This window comes from Enterobacter sp. BIDMC92 (assembly GCF_001030225.1).
GTDB lineage: Bacteria > Pseudomonadota > Gammaproteobacteria > Enterobacterales > Enterobacteriaceae > Enterobacter > Enterobacter sichuanensis.
Genome location: NZ_KQ087598.1, coordinates 3,780,084 through 3,798,622 on the forward strand (window position 1 = coordinate 3,780,084; position 18,539 = coordinate 3,798,622).

An 18,539-nucleotide genomic window follows, 5' to 3' on the forward strand; every position below is an offset into this window, starting at 1 on the left:
TTTGGGGGTACGCCCGTCAAAGGCGGCATTATTCATATGGATTACAACGTTGAAGGATTTTACGTTGGCTACCGTTGGCACGCCCGTACTCAGCAGCCGCCATTGTCTCCATTCAGTCACGGACTAAGTTTCACAACCTTCAGTTACGGGGATCTGCAGGTAGCATCAGACGGGAAAACACTCACTGCATCATTCAGGGTTACAAATACAGTAAATTGCGCGGGCGCAGACGTGCCGCTGCTCTTTGTCGAGCCGGCTGACCATCGGTACCCGTGCGTCACACGCCCGGAAGCGATGCTATGTGCGAACTGCGTGAAATGCATTTAAGGTCAAGTAGTGATGCAAAATGAAGAAATATAAAATAGCCTATGAGCACAGCAGCAACGGTGAAAAACAGAACGATGAAACCCTGATGGATTCTGATCACGAACCCACCAGGGAAGAGCTGGAGCATGCGTTCAGCCGGGACACGCTGAGATTTCATCACCAAGGGCTGTCCACCAGGATGATCATTTCGGTGGTTACAGTGAAGTGATATGTGTGGCACCTTTGTTCAGACATACAGGCGCAACCGATAAAACAATCGTATCGTTAAGCTTTATTATCGAAAAGCTTCAAAACTCAATGAAGGCATCATTATCGAAGTAATATTTGAACGCTTGAAAAAGCTGCTCTTCGCTTGGAGTACCTAACTGTTCCTGGGCGCTATCAACAATATCTTCAATAGTGGCATTGTCCAACGTTTCAAGCCAACCATCTTGCTTCGCTTGTACTGGAAGATGATTGTCAGAACCCGGTTCGTTATCACTCCCATCTGTAGAAAAAATTCCTTCAGTGTCTAACGACCAGTTTTCGCTATCAGGTGGCAGGAAAAGCCAGCCTTCCGGATTTGCTTGCGGATTCGTGAGTAACTCTCTAATCGTGATTAACGGCATATATCCTCCTGAATTTAACTACAGTTTGTACCAGACTGAAGCTTTTTAAAACCGCCTTGCCCACTCGGGTGCAGGCTCTGCTGCACAGGCCCGCCAGCCTTATGTTGTGGCCTGGGAACTAATTCAATTTTGCTTGGATCTTGTGCATTATGATGCCAAGTATGTTTCGGTGGACTTGTATCTTTAAATGCCCCCTTGGCACCAGGTTGTACATGCGACACTACCTCAGGAGGCAACTTGCTACCCAGCTCAGGATGTTCCTTAATAGTATTATAAAGTTGTTCATTAGCATTTTGAAAATGTACACGACGAGAAGCATCATGTAGATCTTCCGGGATATTAGTTTGGTACCAGACGCTGTAATTCGGGCTGCTTAATGGACGACCACTCAAGTCATTCCCAGAGAGATCTACTCCTGCCAGCCCCCATGGATCAACCCACCCAAGTGGGTTCGGCGCATACTGGTACAGGTTCCACCCACCACTTAACCCAATCGGGTCCTGAACGATGAACCGTCCGATCTGTGGGTCGTAGTAACGGAACAGGTTGTAGTGCAGCCCTGTTTCGCTGTCTGCATACTGCCCGGCATAACGCAGGGGCTGGTGCGCCAGGGCTATGTTCTTAGCTACCCGCGTGAAGCCATCTGTCTGGTAGCGCACCTCACCGAAGCTGCCGTACTGCCCGCTCCAGCGGATGCTGCCGTTTTCGTCCGTCACTTCGAGCGGCGCGCCGTTGAGGTCGGTGCTGAACCAGTAGATCTCCCCGTCCGTATCGTCCTGCAGGTGGTCAACCCGCGCCAGCGGGCTCCAGGCCTCGTTCGGGTCATAGATATACGTGCTGCACTGCCCGCCGTCATGCTGCTCCTGCAACAGGCGGTAACTCTGCCAGAGAAAACGCATTTCACTGATGCCGTGCCCGGTGGTGACTGTCTTGCGGATGCGCCTGCCGAGCGCGTCATAATGGTAGTGCGCTTCAAAGCGTCCCTGCGGCCCCGTTCCGCGCGCGGACAGAAGCCGGTTTTCCGCATCATAGGTATAGTGCTGTTCATACAACCCGCTGCGCCTGCGCGTCAGGTTGCCCCAGGCATCGTACTGCATAAACAGGTTCTGCCAGTGCTGCAGGCGGTTATCGGTAACCGGCTCGTCGTTCGCGGCCAGGTTATCAGCGGCGTCATAGGCAAAGAGCGCACTGCTGTTGCCCTGCCGGGACTCATAATGCTTCAGCAGGCGGCCTTCAGCGTCGTAGCCGTAATTCACCTCCCCGCGCAGGGTATCGCTGACGCCCGCCAGTTCGCCGCGCCCGGTATAGCGGTACAGGCGATCCAGTATAGCCTGCTCCGGCAGGGCCACCTCTGTGATAAATGTGCTGCGCTGCGCGGTACGTCTGCCGAGGCTGTCATAGCTGCGGGACTGTTCGCGCGCGCCCTGGGTACGACTCACTTCCCGGTGCAGACGGTCGCGGGTGAATTCGGTGACAAGCTGCGACCCGAAGCGGATGGCGCTGACGTGACCGGAGCCGTAGTGCAGCCAGGAGAGCTGCTGCCCGCCGGGGAGGGTCAGATTTGTCAGATTGCCCAGTGCATCCCATTCGTAGCTGAGTTCGCCGTTAACACCAGACTCATTTACCAGGCGACCTGACGCATCGCGGGTAAAGTCGATTTCATCACCCTCAATGCCCAGCGCAACACCTTCGGCAGTCGGGGTGCGCCGGATACGGGTGAGCTGACCGTTCAGGTCGTGGTCATAACGGTATTCCGCATTGCGCGTAGTACGCCCGGTAAGCAGGCCACTTTCATCGTAACTGAAGGTTCGTATACGCCGGGCGATGCCGCCATCACCGGCAGGCCTGCCGTTTTCATGCAGTTCGCAGAGGAATCCACGGCTGTCCCATATCATCTGGCGCGACGTGTCGTCCGGGCGGGTTTCGCTGAGCGGACGGCCTGCGGCGTCGTATGTAAAGCGGTATTCTCCGCGATTGCCGTTTTCGAGTCTGAGCAGGTTGCCGCGCGGGTCGTAATGCCAGCGCCGGGTGCGCCCGATGCGGTCGGTGACACTCACCGGCAGGCCGAGCGGGTTATAGTCCCAGCGCACCTCGCTCTCCAGCGGGTCGCGCCAGGCGGCAAGCTGACCGCGTGCATTCCAGTGTAATGTTTCGCGGCTGCCGTCCGGGCGGATAACAGCAGAAAGTTGCCCGGCGCTGTTCCATACACGGCGGGTGACATTACCCTCTGCATCTTCACTCGACAGAAGTTGCCCGAGGCGGTCGTATGTATAGCAAGAGACACTGCCGGAACAGTCGGTGCGGCTTGTCAGCAGTCCCTGACCGTTCCATGCCAGACGCACCACCCCGCCTGTCGCATCGGTGATACTGTCCGGTAAAGGTTCTTCATCGTCCGGGTAGTGGTAAGTGGTGCGGTTGCCTTCGGTGTTGGTTTCAGAAAGCAGTCGTCCCTGCAGGTCATACAGGCTCTGCTCTGACGTGCCGTCCGGCCAGACCGTGCGGGTGAGGCGATCGGTGAGGCGGTACCAGTAATATTCCGTCCGCCGTCCTGCCGGGTCCGTCTCCTGGATCATGCGCCCGTACCTGTCCCACCGGCTCTGGCGCATGGCACCGCCCGGCAGAATGACGTCACACAGCTCGCCGTCGCGGTAAATAAAGGCTGTCTTGCGGCCATCGAAGTCGGTGAAGGCGGCGACGTTGTCATCGTCATCAATCAGCCAGTGCGCCTGCGCCCCGTCGTCACGGATGGCCCGGCGGGTGCCGTTGTCAAAATCATACTCAAAAGTCAGCTGCTCGCCGCCGCTGTGGCGGAAAGCCGTCACGCGCGGCAGACCGGCAATCTCCTGCCAGCGGTATTCGCTCACCAGGCCGTTTGCATCCTCGTGGGCACGCATCAGGCCATCCTGCCAGCGGAAACGCCTGCGCACGCTGCCGCCCCGGCCGGTCACTGAGACCAGCTGGCGCTGTTCGTCATAAGCATAACTGACCAGGCAGATGTCATCATCCAGCCAGGCACCGGTGAGCCTGTCGTCGTCATAGCGGCAGACCACGCGCTGCCCGGCGCTGTCCGTCAGGGCATGCAGGGTGAGGTTATCGTTCCACTCGAAGAGGATATCGTTGCCGCAGGGTCCGGAGATGCGCTGCAGCAGGGAGGGTTTATCGAACTCAAGCGGGGCGTAGTGCCAGCGTTCGCCGCTGATATCATACACAGACCAGGTATCGTCCTGATGGTGCTCAAGCCAGCGCTTTTCGGCTTCGCAGTAGGTCCGGTAACCCTTCGGCACCTTCGGAAAGGAGACATAATCCCCGGTCGGGGCCCGCCACACCAGGCCCTCCTGGTAACGCTCCAGACGGGTCTCCCAGAAGAGATTCCAGCCGCGACCGAGCACGCTGTCGCCCGGGTTACCGCTGCGCCAGTAACGCTGCCAGCGCACCGGCAGACGCGACGGCAGGACGAAGTCCAGCTCGTCGTCGCCGCTGAGAAACTTCTGCCCACTGATGATATCCACCGGGCGGGCAATAATTCCTCCCGCCGCGATGGCAGTCAGCATCGCGCCGAAGCGGCAGGCGATGCGGCCGATTTTGCTGATACCCGGCAGTTTCGACAACAGCTTACCCACCGCGCCGACCTTTCCGGCCGCGCCACCCCAGCCGCCAGCCAGCCCGGCAAACAGCAGGGTCAGGTCTGATATTTTGTAGAGCACTTCGGGGACTTCCGGGGTTATCGACAGAGTCTGTTCCGGGTCGCCACCAATACGAACGTTGCCGGAGCCGGTCATCACCTTCGCATCGCAAGTGGTGCGGTCCCCGATACGGGCAGCAGGCAGGCCATTAATGTAAACACGTGAGGAGCCTTCCGCCATCTGCTGCGAACCGTCGTCGTCGCACGCCACCATGCTGTCCGTGGCAATAGCGGCGGGCTTACCGTTGATAAAGACGTCAGGAGAGCCAGTGGTGATGACGCCTTTCTTCGTCATGTTCGCTGCCATACCTTCGGCAATGCCGTCGCGCACGCCGGTCGCCACCTCCCCGGCGAGAAAACCGACTGCGAGGCTGGCACCGATAAGCAGCACACCGATGCCAAAACAGGAGGCACCGATGCCTGCGACCATCAGCGCACCGGCCGCGATGCCGCCGAGTGCCGCAATCGCGCCGCCGACAAGGGTACCAAGGATCATCCCGGCCAGCGCGCCGGAATGGCCTATATCATCACCGACACGCGCGGCTTCAAACATAACAATATTCCTTATCGTTAAGCGTGGGGACGAAAGCTTCTGAGCAGGTCATCAAACAGGCAGCTATCCCTTTCGGTAAGCTTTTCTGCTGACGACATGGTAAAAACAAGAATATGCGCACCCTGCGTATTGAAAACGGCCTGCTGCTGCCAGATGCGCTTACCCTCGCGCAGAAAAGTGGCGTGCACACTTTCACCCAGTAAAAGATTATCGCCCAGCATCACGGCACTGCGTTCACTCTGCTTCCAGCCTTTCAGGTGCTTTTGCATCAGAGCCAGCTGGCGATCCGTGTATGCCGTCAGGTTCTCGCCCTGGTCGAGCGTATCGCGGGCAATATTGAAGGAGGGCACCTGAGTGTCCCGGCAGGTAAAAACGTTGACCGTACGGTCCAGATAGCCTTCAGGGAGCCTGACCTGCCCCTCACTGAAGTGAGTAATTTCATTTTGATCTGACATTAAGCGGATCCCACCACAAGTTTCAGAAATATGACTATCGTATACTCCGAACACACTCCTCAAAAGAAACAACTTGTGAGAATGAGCAAGTATATTTGATGGAGTGTTTACCCCCGAGACGATGAATTCTATCTTTTCTTCACGGGCTGACAACTCCTGCATCTGAGGGGCGTGTGCAGCGCCATGGCGGTCCCTGTTGATGCGGTGCCGAAGGTTGTCGCAATGGCTAGCGCAGCGGTTGGGACGAATGCCTCCATGCCCTCACCTGTGGCAACTCCTGCCGCAGCGGTGCCTTTACCCACATGGGATACACGGTACTCGCTTCAAGTTTTTAAACCACATCGTCAATCTCGGCTTTCAGTTCGCTCCACTGACCTGCCCCCGCTAATTAATACAGCGCTCAGTTAGTAATGGAGTGCCCCCGAGCCCGTAGACAAATCTGCCCTATAGTTTGAGCATAGGAGGAGTCTATGGGCACACCACGTTTTACCCCTGAATTTAAGGAAGAGGCTGTCCGCCAAATCACCGAGCGGGGCTATTCCATCGCTGAAGTATCTGAACGACTCGGCGTTTCGGCGCACAGTCTTTATAAATGGCTCCGCGCTGTTAAGCCTGACAACAATGGGCAACAGGCACAGGACTTACTGGATGCCAGAACAGAAATTCTCAGGCTGAAAGCGCAGCTTAAACACACTGAGGAAGAACGGGATATTCTGAAAAAGGCAGCGCGGTACTTTGCAAGGGAGCCCGACTGAAGTACCGCTTTATCAACGATCACCGTGAAATCTGGTCGATCGTTACAATGTGTCGGGTTCTCAAGGTTGCCCGTGCCGGATTTTATGTCTGGCTCCATAACCCTGTATCTGCCGGAGAAAAGGATAACCAGCGACTGCTGGCGCTCATCCGCGACTCCTATACGCTGAGTGGTGGGGTTTATGGTTATCGCCGAATTCACGGCGATCTTCGTGAAATTGGTGAAGTGTGCAGCAGAAACCGGGTCGCCAAAATCATGAGGAAAAACAGGATACAGGCCATACATGGTTATAAAGTGCCACGCGGGACCCGGGAACGGCCGTCATTGATAGCGCCTAACCGCGTACAGCGTGAATTTACTGTAGTGAAGCCCAATCAGGTCTGGGTTACAGATATTACCTATAGTGTGCCCGGAGTTCAGGGTGAGCATGGATGCTCAAATGAACCACGAGTCTGTCTGGAATATTGAACCGGTAACTCACGATGAGGAGCCCAACAATCCCACCGGGTGTGACGGTGGAGAACCTGAGCGGCAGTGACCTGCGGCATGCCTGCAGGGTGATGTAACCCGCTGACAACGGGGATTGAGGCGAGATCACTAAGCCGAGATGATCCTCAAGGTTGAGTACTGAAAGGCTGAAGAACATGAACCCGTTAATCCGCCTCTGTGGGTTGAAAACGTCACCACGGCCTACGTGATCTGACAGGCCGTGCAGAAGGCACCGACAATGACAGATATGCAATGTCGGACGAAAGTGTTTTGACATGTATGCGAAACACCGGGACAGCAACGCCTATCACACTCGCGTTGCTGACTTCTGCCAACTTGCAGCAAGCAAGGATAAAGAGTGCGACGGGCAGCCTCCTCAGTATGTTTGAGTCCAGACAGGTAAACCGGGGAAGGTCAGCGACGGATGTTAAGGAGGCATGGCTCCGATGACGCGCTGGCTGGCGGAGCTTCCGTAGTAGTCCGCGATGGGGAAAACCCATTACATGGCGAAGGGGAGCAGTTTAGATGTGTTTGCGGTGAGAACTAACTGACCTAATGAGGTGAAGACCTTTGATAATCAGCGAAATGCAACGCAAGCTTGCCACATGGGCAGCCACCGATCCGTCCCGACGGATTGAACGGCTGCTCCGTCTGATAACACGACCAGAATGGCTGGCTGAAGCGGCACGGATCACACTTTCATCAAAGGGGGCACATACTCCCGGCATTGATGGTGTGAATAAAGCAACGCTGCAGCCCAGACTGGCTGTTGAGCTGCAAATCCTCAGGGATGAACTTCTCTCAGGTCATTACCAGCCCTTGCCTGCCAGACGGGTTTACATCCCGAAAAGCAACGGCAAACTGCGACCACTGGGTATCCCCGCGTTGCGGGATCGTATTGTTCAGCGGGCCATGCTGATGGCGATGGAGCCGATATGGGAGAGTGATTTTCATACGCTCTCGTATGGCTTCCGGCCTGAACGCAGTGTCCACCACGCGATCCGCACGGTGAAATTACAGCTCACCGACTGTGGAGAAACCCGGGGACGCTGGGTGATTGAAGGTGATTTGTCCAGCTACTTTGACACTGTACACCATCGACTGCTGATGAAAGTCGTACGCCGCAGGATCAGTGACGCACGTTTCATGGCTCTGCTGTGGAACACCATCAAAGCAGGACATATCGATGTTGGCCTCTTTCGCGCTGCCAGTGAGGGTGTGCCACAGGGCGGCGTAATATCGCCGGTATTGTCGAATATCATGCTCAATGAGTTCGATCAGCACCTGCATAAACGCTACCTGAGCGGGAAGGCCAGAAAGGATCGCTGGTACTGGAATCACAGTATCCAGCGGGGCCGGAGTACTGCAGTCAGGGAAAACTGGCAATGGAAACCTGCCGTTGCTTACTGTCGCTATGCCGATGATTTTGTACTTATCGTCAAAGGCACCAGAGCACAGGCGGAAGCCATCAGGGAGGAGTGTCGTGGCGTGCTTGAAGACAGCTTGAAACTCAGGCTGAACATGGACAAGACCAGAATCACCCATGTAAACGACGGTTTTATCTTTCTGGGTCACAAGATCATCCGCAAACGCAGTCGTTACTGCGATATGCGGGTGGTGTCGACGATCCCGAAGGAGAAAGCCAGAAACTTCGCCGCATCGCTGACGGCATTGTTATCGGGCAATTACAGTGAAAGCAAAGTCGATATGGTTGAGACCCTCAACCGGAAACTGAAGGGCTGGGCCATGTTCTATCAGTTCGTTGATTTTAAGGCCAAAGTCTTCAGTTATATTGACCGAGTGGTGTTCTGGAAGCTGGCTCACTGGCTGGCCCGCAAATACCGTACCGGTATTGCATCCCTGATGAGGTGGTGGTGTAAATCGCCGAAACCAGGTCAGAGCAAAACGTGGGTTTTATTTGGTAAAACCAATAACGGCAAGCTCTGCGGTGAAGTGCTGTACCGGTTGGTGGGGCAAGGCAAGAAGCTGTTCCGCTGGCGACTGCCCGAAGGTAACCCTTACCTGAGGACGGAAACCAGAAACACGTATACATCGCGCTACACTGAAGTGGCAATGGCGTTCGCCAGCGTTTAAATGGAGAGCCGGATGCGCTGAAAGGTGCACGTCCGGTTCGGAGAGGAGAGGCAGGGAAATAGTCCGACTACGCCCTGCCTCTTACTCTACTCCGCACCTGGCAGGGCTGGCTGTATCTGGCAGTGGTCATCGCTCTCTTCGCCCGTAATGTGGTGGGCTGGTCGATGAAACCAACACTTTCGCGCGAGCTGGCACTGGATGCGTTGTTGATGGCGGTCTGGCGGCGTAAGCCTTCAGAAAACGTCATTGTGCACAGCGATCAGGGTAGTCAGTATGGCAGTGATGACTGGCAGCGGTTCTGCCGGGCCAACAATCTGGCGCCAAGCATGAGCCGTCGCGGAAACTGCTGGGATAATGCAGTGGCAGAATCGTTCTTCAGTTCACTCAAAAAAGAGCGCATCAGGAAGCGGATATATAAAACCCGGGAAATGGCCCGGGCGGATATCTTCGATTACATTGAAGTGTTCTACAACCGTAACCGACGCCACAGCCATCTCGGTGGCGTCAGCCCGGAGGCCTTCGAAAAGGCCTCGCCGAGAGGACAGAAACTGTCTACCGGAGCGTGGTCACTCCAGCTCAAGGTGACCATATATTCATAGACTATCTTTCTGACGGTGCTGGTGATTGGCAACTATATGATAATGAATTAATTACATCATTAAACAGCTTAAAAACAAAACCTATCAAGCTGGTTTTAAATAACGAAGGTTTAGACCCAATGAAAATAGAGGAGATAAACAATGAAAAGTTACCAAGTATTGAGGAGAGTATGGCAGATGGGAAAAATCAATCCTATAAAATAATAAAATCTTCAAAAAGCCAGTTAACATTGGAATGTTATAAACGAAATCGGAAGCAATTTCAATTTTGATATGCAAAAAACAAAATAGAAATGATGGCGATCTGGAATCGCCATCATTTTTCAACCTTGATAGTCTTCAGCCTCGATACCACAATAAGTTATCATGTTTGTTATTAACGGTATATCATTACAATTCTGCTTGAAAGACCTGCCATAACTATTGTTTCTTATTTTACAACGAGTCATTAATACTTCTTCAATGGCTCTTGAAAATGCCACAAAGACTGTTTTTTGATTTTCTATTTGCTCTTCTTCTTTACCAAAATAGGCACCAGGTTCAAGACCCACAACGATGACCTTCCTGAACTCTAACCCTTTACTTTTATGGATGGTCATAAGAGGTATCGTTTTATTGCCAAGTAATAAATCAATGGCTTCTGATGTGTTTTCTTTTACATCTAACTTATCGAGGTGGCGAGAAAGTAATTCTATGCTATATTCTAAACCATTCCCACTCATATACTGCGGAAAGTAAGACTTTATTTTATCGACACCAAATATACTTAATAATGAATATAAATAATCGACAATTTCTTCTTTAATTACCCGATGAGATTTAATAAACTGGCTAAGTTCTTTTTCTAACCGTGTAACATCACCTCTTTTACTTACTCCTCTTATATTACATAGAAGCTCCATTGTAGTGGCCCAGCTTTCTATGGATTTTCTATTACAGACAAACATTAGCATTTGTAAAAGTAACTGTACTACAGCTTCATTTAAAAGATCCTGATACTCGTTCTCAAGGCGACATTGTATTTTCAAATATTGCAATGCTGAAATGATATCGTCTGTATATTGTTTAGCCGGGTTTCTTAGCAGTATACATATATCTCTTTCATTTACCCCTTCAGCAATCCATTGCTGGATACATAATGCTATATATGCCCCTTCAATACTACTTTCGTCAAATTGTAGTAACTTAGCTGAACCTTCATTTTCAATCAACATCATATCAGGCTTTATATCAGCATGATTCATGAAAGCTTCCATCATGCGTTGATAATTTATGAGGTTTTTTAATGACCTTCTATTGCTAACTAATTCATTAGGTTGTTCGACTCCAAAATCCTTTTTAAACACATCAAAAGCATTGTGCATTGCACCTGCCCAACCCATTATTCTTTGTTTTGTATCACCGACTGCTGTTATTTTTATTTTTTTACCCAAGAATATGCTCTTAAAAATCTCATATTGCCTATATGTTGTGTCCTGAAACTCATCGATAAAAGCATAGTCATATGTTGAATTTATAGCATTAGATAAATATTGATTCCTACTAATAATATAATTAGCAAGAAAATTAATCATCTTAAATGAAAGCCTTGATTTTGGTTTTAATAAGTGTAACCACACAAACCGTCTTATCCTGCCATCAACAGAATGTTCTAATGCTTTATCATAAGGAGTTACTATATAATTCTCTTCAAAATTATAAGGTTGTAATTTATTTAATTCTTCAGATGTTAATCCTTCAAAGCCTACGGCCTCTCTTTTAATTTCTTCAACTAAGTCATTATTATTTGGAAAGATTATTTCATAGTCATTTGATGGACGATAAGATTCCGGAATAGTGCTTTTAAAGCGATCAACAATACTTTTACAGAATGCATCAAATGTTGTTGATTCAAATTTGTGTCTATATTTTGAATCAAGCCGTGAGTTTACTCTATCTTGAAGATTTTTGGCCGCATCCTTTTTGAAAGATAATGCAATTATTTTTTTGCTTCTACACTTTCCTGTTTCAATTAAAAAACATGCTTTCTGTGCTAACAATTCTGTTTTACCTGCTCCAGGGCCAGCAAGAACGAGATTATGTTCTGCACTGTTTCTTATTACCCTCATAGCTTCTTCTTCAACTTCTTGAATGTCTTTAAGAACCCAATCATCATCTTTTATTATTGTCATTAGAGAAGCCCCCTCACTTTTTCGATCAAATTTTTCAATACATCTGGTGCATTATTTTTCAATGAATCGTTATCGAGTTTCTTCAAAACATAGTTATGAGAGAGAGGTTTACCTCTGCCAAGGAATAAATATCGATACCAATAATATTCCTCATGATCCTCAAAAGAATCGATATCTATATCTTCAGCATCTTTCTTCAATACTGAAGCGATAGCATTTTTTGTTTTATCAATATACTGAGCATCAGTTTTTGGGAGGATTTTTGGGCCACCATTATCAGGAATAAAAGAATGGTAGCTTGTTGGGAATGAATTTAACATTATCCAATCTAAATCATATGGATATGAAAAATAAACATTGTAGGTTTCGAAAAAATCTATCCATGACTTTTCATCTTTCTCGTTTTCTTTCCATTCATGCATTCCATTAAGTTCTTTTAAAGTGAGTTTGCCTCCTTCTGTTTGAAGTACTATATCTTCATCACATCCGACTTTAAGCAATTGGTTAATGATATATTTTATTCTTCCCCATCCACCGCCGCCTCTTCTGAAATCGTAATCAAGAAGAGTTACATGAGGAATTGAAAGCTCATTTAAAAGTTTCCAGAAATGATTAACATATCGCCCACCTAATGGCGCAAATGTTATTAATGAAGTATCAAGTTCAATTCCATTTACTTGTGCTATTTTCGGTATAACAATCTCTTCGCTGTCACCTTCACCAAGAATGACAACTTTTGCAAAATAAATTTCCGGATATGCTTTTACAGCTTCCTTAACATATGTGAAAGTATCAACATTGTCTGCATCATCTTCATCATCGCTTGGTAATAATATTTCCTTGACAACTGTGTTTTTATTATCATTAAGCCGGAAATATCTTATATTATCAGGTTCGACCCGATTAAGTAAAGATGGTGCATGTGTTGTCAAAACAACTTGTGCTCGATCATTTTCTGATATCTCTTCACACAGCTTAACTATTCTTCCTAAGTATTGTGGTGAAAGGTGGTTTTCGGGTTCTTCTATTAATATTATCGTTAAATTTGGAGGGTCTAATGCTTCTACTGATATCGATAATTGTTTGCCATCAGAATTTATTATCTCATCTTCAATATCAAATGCAGATTTAACTAAAGATAAATAAAATAATGATTTCATACCATCACTCAATCTTTCAGTTGGCAATGGTTGAGTATCTGGACTTGGTAAAAACACAGTGTCGATATGTTTTAATACATCTTCAATACCATTTACTACTGGCTTAATTTGGAGTTCTTCGAAGTAACCACCAGTGAAAAGGGATTTCCAATTTCTGCCTAATGAAGATGTTATTGTCTGGACTCCGACTTCTTCTTGGAACTGATTTCCGATTGAAACAGCAACCTCAGCAACTGTTGCCCCCATTTGTTCAGACCATTCGACTGCATTTATCAGACGGTGCATGATGGTTCCGGCTGTTTGCTTCAGTTGTTGGGCCGGATCTCGGTAAGCAGGGACATAGTGGACATGAATTTTTGATCTTTCATATGCCGTTATATTTTTTTCAGACTCCCCTATTTCCCATACCAGATCGCTTTCTATATCGCCTTCAGCAAGATTAGTCTTTGTCCATTTTGCTTTTAATTTTGCTATACAGAATGGGATCTCTCCTGCTTCACTTGAAATTAAATGCTTAAAGAAATCTGCAACCGAATCGTCCTCACCGTCTTTTAGGTCTGCAAATTCGAATTTTACACGAACTGATAGATCTCTTTCATCTTGAGTATCGATTTCATCTCCAGGAGGAACATAAAAATCATCAACTTGAATAATTCTATCGGAGCTTTTGACACCAAACATCCTTGTCAATGCGAGGAGAACAGCCGTTTTACCTGTTCCATTCCCTCCAATTAAGCTGGTGAATGAATTTATATTTATAGTTTGCCCTACATTATCAAAGCTCTTAAAGCCTTTGATCTCCATTTGTGTAATTTTCATTATCACCTCAATTGCTGTTTTAAAAAATTATAATCACTAATTATTTCTGCATTTGTAATGATTTCTTGTGAGCACAGCTTAAAACATTCTAAAAATATATTTTTATTATCGTTATCTTCCCAATGTTTTTTCAACGCTTCTTCAATTGAAATCCAAATAACTTGCAAGTCGTTATTAGATATTTGGATTGTTAAAACTGTTTCTTCCACACAGAGTATATGCCCTAAGATGACATCATCGTATATGTCAGTATCTGAATCTCTAACTCCTAACCTTTTTATTTTCCTTTTTTGGATGATTTTATTTTTAACAATAAAAGGATGTTCTTCTATAAAATCGGTCAATGATGTAAAAGCCAAGCCACGAACCTGAGCACCATGCATTGAACTACTTACTTTATGGATATCTCTCCAAACTCGCAGATCACCTAATACATAGAGAACCCGCTGATTTCTCGCTTTCGTATCTTCTGCTTGGTATTGGATATAAGGTGGCCCTCCCCCATTTTGTCTATATCGGGCAAGGGTTTTGATGCTTATGCCAAGAAAGACAGAAGCAAGCTCACTATTTACAGTGGCAGAATCAGGCATTTGACCAAATAGTTTCCATACCTCTGAATACTCCCGCAAAACTTCCACCACACTCATCTTCACTCCCTCGTTTCAGGTAATGGAGGATACTTAGCCGAAGCAAGTAACACATTGTATAATTTAGGAGCAGTCATAAGCATATGCAACTCAATCCTTTGTAATGCTTCAAAAATCCGTTCTTGATCAGGTTCTGCATACCTTTCTGTTGGATCTGTTGTATTTCTGTGATTGAGCAGTCTCTTAACGACGGCATATGAAACAAGTTCTTCAGCAACCCTACCAAATGTCCTTCGTAGATCATGCATACCAAGCTTCAGGATTCCCGCCTCTTGGCAGATATATTCCCTTAGACTTTTACTATCGGAATAGTGACCAACTTTACTTCGAGAAGAACGGGCCGGGAAAACCCACTTCTGTTTGTCCTTCCGGGTTACCGTATCGTTTACTATGTCTCTTCTATCTTCCAAAATTCTTTTGACAGCATCACAAATCGGAAGCTCGTGATCGTTTCGATTCTTAGTGTCGTAAAAACGGATAGTTCTGTTACTCAGGTCAACATAGCTTGTCGTTTTAGCTTCTTCCTTTGTAAGAGACTCTCGCCAACACAGAGAAGCTGTTTCTTCCTTACGAGCACCTAAGAGAACGGTAAGTAGCAGATAATCGCACCCAAGCCGGTTGAAGCTTCTCTTGTTGAACAATGCAGTCAAGAACCGACCAAGTGTATCCTTTGGTGATAAGGGGTTTCTGACACCTTTTGCCCGATAACTATCTTCAAGCTCAGAACGTGTCCTAAACTTTTTCTGTACCTTTAAGATACTGAAAGGGTTGTAAGATAGAGAAGGTTGTCGTTGCTGGGTCTGAGCATTCCCAGCTTCAATCTCTATTGCGTGTTTTACAGCAACATTCGCCCACCTAAAGGTCTGTTCCGCTGCTGTTCTGGCTCTTGAAGCAATCTCATCAAACTTCCGAAGAATTTCATTACCAGTAAGATCTTTAACTCGCAAACCAGCCCACTCAGAAAGCCTGTTTTCTGCTTTATCTAATACCGCCAAGGTGTTGGGTTTAGCTGGTTTCGCTCTACCCTGCAGATGCTGGCGGTATTGTGCAAACACTTCACTGATAGTGAGTTCAGAAGCATCGGACTCCCGTTTTATCTTGTTAGGGTTCCTTTTGGTCAACTTCATGGTTTTAACTAAATTGCGAGCAACCTCGCGGGCTTGATCGATGTTAGCGAAATCAGAGACATTGCCAATTGTAGACCTGATAACCTCCGATGGAGATTTTCCCCCTGTCTTAGGGCGATTGCCAGGAGAAGACACTCGTCGCTGAACGATATAGGTCTTTTTCGTTGCACTGATTTTGACACCGAAGCCGACTGGTGAATCACGATGGCTGTCAGTGATAAGATAAGGTTTTCTGTCTATGTTGGGTAAGTACACTACTCGCCCATCTTGATCGAGACTTGGTTTGACGTCGATAGATAACTTATTGATTATAATCGACTGATTGAGTGTCATTTTCATCGATGTATACCAGCAGTTCAAGTGTGTATACGAGATAGTAGCTAGAATACTTCTGGTATACAAATTTAACAATTCACATGGGTTTTTAAGGGTTTCACATGGGGCCACCTGAGTACCCAAAAGACTTAAAAAACGAGTAAAATCAATATGAATGAGTCTATTGACAAGGATCTATTAGACCACACGCCAATGATGCAGCAGTATCTGAAGCTGAAAGCACAGCATCCGGAAATCCTGCTGTTTTACCGTATGGGCGATTTTTACGAGCTGTTTTATGACGATGCTAAGCGTGCATCGCAGTTGCTCGACATCTCGCTGACCAAACGTGGTGCATCGGCGGGTGAGCCCATTCCTATGGCAGGTATCCCCCATCACGCGGTAGAAAATTACCTTGCGAAGCTGGTGAATCAGGGGGAGTCCGTCGCCATTTGCGAACAGATCGGCGATCCCGCGACGTCCAAAGGTCCGGTGGAACGCAAAGTCGTGCGTATCGTCACGCCAGGCACCATCAGTGATGAAGCTCTGCTGCAGGAGCGTCAGGATAATTTGCTTGCCGCACTGTGGCAGGACGGAAAAGGCTTTGGCTACGCGACGCTCGACATCAGCTCCGGACGTTTTCGTCTGAGTGAACCGGCTGACCGTGAAACGATGGCTGCTGAACTACAGCGCACCAATCCGGCAGAATTGCTCTATGCCGAAGATTTTACCGAAATGGCGCTCATTGAAGGCCGCCGCGGGTTACGCCGTCGTCCGCTGTGGGAGTTTGAAATTGATACCGCGCGCCAGCAGCTGAATCTGCAGTTTGGCACCCGCGATCTGATTGGCTTTGGTGTCGAAAATGCCCCACGCGGGCTGTGTGCGGCAGGTTGCCTCCTGCAGTACGTGAAAGATACCCAGCGCACCGCCCTGCCGCATATCCGCTCGATCACCATGGAGCGCCAGCAGGACAGCATCATCATGGATGCCGCCACGCGCCGTAATCTGGAGATCACCCAGAACCTGGCGGGGGGCGTCGAAAATACGCTTGCCTCGGTCCTCGACAGTACGGTGACCCCCATGGGCAGCCGCATGCTGAAACGCTGGCTGCACATGCCGATTCGCGATACCGGAACGCTTGTTTGCCGTCAGCAGACGATTGCCGCGTTGCAGGATCGCTATACCGAGATACAGCCCGTCCTGCGCCAGGTGGGCGACCTGGAGCGTATCCTGGCCCGTCTGGCTCTGCGGACCGCGCGTCCACGCGATCTCGCGCGGATGCGTCACGCATTCCAGCAACTGCCAGAGCTGCGTGCTCAGTTGAGTGACGTTGACAGCGAGCCGGTACAGAAACTCCGCGACACCATGGGCGAATTTACCGAGCTTCGCGAGCTGCTCGAACGCGCCATTATCGATGCGCCGCCGGTACTTGTTCGTGATGGCGGCGTGATTGCCCCTGGCTACAATGCGGAGCTGGACGAATGGCGCGCGCTGGCCGACGGCGCGACGGACTATCTTGATAAACTGGAAATCCGCGAGCGCGAACGTCTTGGACTCGACACCCTGAAGGTCGGCTATAACGCGGTACACGGTTACTATATTCAGATCAGCCGCGGGCAGAGCCATCTGGCACCGATTCATTACGTGCGTCGCCAGACGCTCAAAAACGCTGAACGCTATATTATTCCTGAGCTGAAAGAGTACGAAGACAAAGTCCTCACCTCCAAAGGCAAAGCGCTGGCGCTGGAAAAACAGCTGTATGACGAGCTGTTCGACATGCTAATGCCGCATCTGGCCGACCTGCAGTTAAGCGCCAGTGCGCTGGCAGAGCTGGACGTGCTGGTGAACCTGGCTGAGCGCGCTGAAACGCTGAACTATACCTGCCCAACCTTTACCGACAAACCCGGCATTCGGATTACCGAAGGCCGTCACCCGGTGGTTGAGCGAGTGCTGAATGAACCGTTCATCGCCAACCCGCTGAGCCTGTCACCGCAGCGAAGAATGCTGATCATTACCGGTCCGAACATGGGCGGTAAGAGTACCTATATGCGCCAGACGGCGCTGATTGCCCTGCTCGCCTATATTGGTAGCTACGTTCCGGCGCAAAAAGTGGAGATTGGCCCCATCGACCGGATCTTTACCCGCGTGGGTGCAGCGGACGATCTGGCGAGCGGTCGCTCAACCTTTATGGTCGAGATGACCGAAACGGCTAACATTCTGCATAACGCGACGGAGCACAGCCTGGTGCTGATGGACGAAGTGGGACGCGGAACATCAACCTATGATGGTCTGTCGCTGGCCTGGGCCTGCGCGGAAAGTCTCGCGAATAAAATCAAAGCCATGACGCTGTTCGCTACCCACTATTTCGAGCTGACGCAGCTGCCGGAAAAAATGGAAGGGGTGGCTAACGTTCACCTTGATGCGCTGGAGCATGGCGACACCATCGCCTTCATGCATACGGTGCAGGATGGCGCGGCGAGCAAGAGCTATGGCCTGGCCGTCGCGGCGCTGGCAGGGGTACCGAAAGAAGTGATCAAGCGCGCACGTCAGAAGCTGCGTGAGCTGGAAAGCCTGTCACCCAACGCGGCGGCGACGCAAATTGATGGCACGCAGATGTCGCTGCTGGCGCCTGCGGAAGAGACGTCACCGGCGGTGGAAGCCCTAGAGAATCTCGACCCCGACTCCCTGACGCCGCGCCAGGCGCTGGAGTGGATTTATCGGTTGAAGAGTCTGGTTTAG

Annotated in this window: 11 protein-coding genes and 2 pseudogenes; 6 read left to right on the forward strand and 7 right to left on the reverse strand. The window is 49.4% G+C overall.

Going from position 1 to position 18,539, the window contains the following annotated elements:
- Positions 1–346 precede the first annotated feature (346 nt).
- Positions 347–535: a hypothetical protein gene (locus tag SP99_RS17670; RefSeq protein WP_047959352.1), complete on the forward strand. Its 189-nt coding sequence runs from the start codon at positions 347–349 to the stop codon at positions 533–535.
- A gap of 79 nt (positions 536–614) precedes the next feature.
- On the opposite strand, the gene SP99_RS17675 is transcribed toward SP99_RS17670, so the two are convergent.
- Genes SP99_RS17675 through SP99_RS17685 form a run of 3 tightly spaced genes read right to left on the reverse strand, consistent with a single transcriptional unit; the run spans position 615 to position 5,625 of the window.
- Positions 615–935 carry a DUF7716 domain-containing protein gene (locus SP99_RS17675; RefSeq protein WP_047959353.1) on the reverse strand — a complete coding sequence of 107 codons (321 nt, stop codon included), beginning with the start codon at positions 933–935 and terminating at the stop codon, positions 615–617.
- Positions 936–949: 14 nt separating this feature from the next.
- Positions 950–5,170, reverse strand: a complete 4,221-nt coding sequence (locus SP99_RS17680; RefSeq protein WP_082137919.1) for an RHS repeat-associated core domain-containing protein — start codon at positions 5,168–5,170, stop codon at positions 950–952.
- 17 nt (positions 5,171–5,187) lie between these two features.
- Positions 5,188–5,625, reverse strand: coding sequence for a DcrB-related protein (locus SP99_RS17685; RefSeq protein ID WP_047959354.1), 438 nt, complete (start codon positions 5,623–5,625; stop codon positions 5,188–5,190).
- A 470-nt stretch (positions 5,626–6,095) separates the two neighbouring features.
- Here SP99_RS17685 and SP99_RS24440 point away from each other — a divergent pair.
- The 4 genes and pseudogenes from SP99_RS24440 to SP99_RS24025 form a co-directional block, all read left to right on the forward strand.
- Positions 6,096–6,781, forward strand: a pseudogene (locus SP99_RS24440) (IS3 family transposase); the annotation flags it as partial.
- Between the two features lie 672 nt (positions 6,782–7,453).
- Entirely contained in the window at positions 7,454–8,962 is a 1,509-nt protein-coding gene (ltrA, locus tag SP99_RS24020; RefSeq protein WP_047959925.1) for a group II intron reverse transcriptase/maturase, read from the forward strand.
- Positions 8,963–9,042: 80 nt separating this feature from the next.
- A pseudogene (locus SP99_RS17695) lies at positions 9,043–9,561 on the forward strand (IS3 family transposase); the annotation flags it as partial.
- Positions 9,525–9,833, forward strand: coding sequence for a hypothetical protein (locus SP99_RS24025; protein ID WP_231584253.1), 309 nt, complete (start codon positions 9,525–9,527; stop codon positions 9,831–9,833). The pseudogene SP99_RS17695 and the gene SP99_RS24025, both read left to right, overlap by 37 nt.
- Before the next feature lie 51 nt (positions 9,834–9,884).
- Here SP99_RS24025 and SP99_RS17700 read toward each other — a convergent pair whose 3' ends face one another.
- From SP99_RS17700 to SP99_RS17715, 4 genes are read right to left on the reverse strand one after another with little or no spacing between them, the layout of a single operon-like run.
- Positions 9,885–11,732, reverse strand: coding sequence for a UvrD-helicase domain-containing protein (locus SP99_RS17700; protein ID WP_047959356.1), 1,848 nt, complete (start codon positions 11,730–11,732; stop codon positions 9,885–9,887).
- Positions 11,732–13,711, reverse strand: a complete 1,980-nt coding sequence (locus SP99_RS17705; protein ID WP_047959357.1) for an ATP-dependent nuclease — start codon at positions 13,709–13,711, stop codon at positions 11,732–11,734. Before SP99_RS17705 ends, SP99_RS17700 begins: the two co-directional genes overlap by 1 nt.
- Positions 13,712–13,713: 2 nt before the next feature.
- Entirely contained in the window at positions 13,714–14,358 is a 645-nt protein-coding gene (locus SP99_RS17710; protein WP_047959358.1) for a hypothetical protein, read from the reverse strand.
- A 2-nt stretch (positions 14,359–14,360) separates the two neighbouring features.
- Positions 14,361–15,824, reverse strand: a complete 1,464-nt coding sequence (locus SP99_RS17715; RefSeq protein ID WP_047959359.1) for a tyrosine-type recombinase/integrase — start codon at positions 15,822–15,824, stop codon at positions 14,361–14,363.
- A 147-nt stretch (positions 15,825–15,971) separates the two neighbouring features.
- Between SP99_RS17715 and mutS the strand changes: the two genes are divergently transcribed.
- Complete coding sequence (gene mutS, locus SP99_RS17720) at positions 15,972–18,539, forward strand: DNA mismatch repair protein MutS (RefSeq protein ID WP_047959360.1); 2,568 nt, start codon at positions 15,972–15,974, stop codon at positions 18,537–18,539.

Excerpts from the sequence above, each read along its gene's own strand:
- SP99_RS17710 (WP_047959358.1), bottom strand. The coding sequence starts at position 14,358 with ATGAGTGTGGTGGAAGTTTTGCGGGAGTATTCAGAGGTATGGAAACTA.
- SP99_RS17675 (WP_047959353.1), bottom strand. The coding sequence starts at position 935 with ATGCCGTTAATCACGATTAGAGAGTTACTCACGAATCCGCAAGCAAAT.
- SP99_RS17715 (WP_047959359.1), bottom strand. The coding sequence starts at position 15,824 with ATGAAAATGACACTCAATCAGTCGATTATAATCAATAAGTTATCTATC.
- SP99_RS17685 (WP_047959354.1), bottom strand. The coding sequence starts at position 5,625 with ATGTCAGATCAAAATGAAATTACTCACTTCAGTGAGGGGCAGGTCAGG.
- ltrA (WP_047959925.1), top strand. The coding sequence starts at position 7,454 with ATGCAACGCAAGCTTGCCACATGGGCAGCCACCGATCCGTCCCGACGG.
- SP99_RS17700 (WP_047959356.1), bottom strand. The coding sequence starts at position 11,732 with ATGACAATAATAAAAGATGATGATTGGGTTCTTAAAGACATTCAAGAA.
- SP99_RS17680 (WP_082137919.1), bottom strand. The coding sequence starts at position 5,170 with ATGTTTGAAGCCGCGCGTGTCGGTGATGATATAGGCCATTCCGGCGCG.
- SP99_RS17670 (WP_047959352.1), top strand. The coding sequence starts at position 347 with ATGAAGAAATATAAAATAGCCTATGAGCACAGCAGCAACGGTGAAAAA.
- SP99_RS17705 (WP_047959357.1), bottom strand. The coding sequence starts at position 13,711 with ATGAAAATTACACAAATGGAGATCAAAGGCTTTAAGAGCTTTGATAAT.
- mutS (WP_047959360.1), top strand. The coding sequence starts at position 15,972 with ATGAATGAGTCTATTGACAAGGATCTATTAGACCACACGCCAATGATG.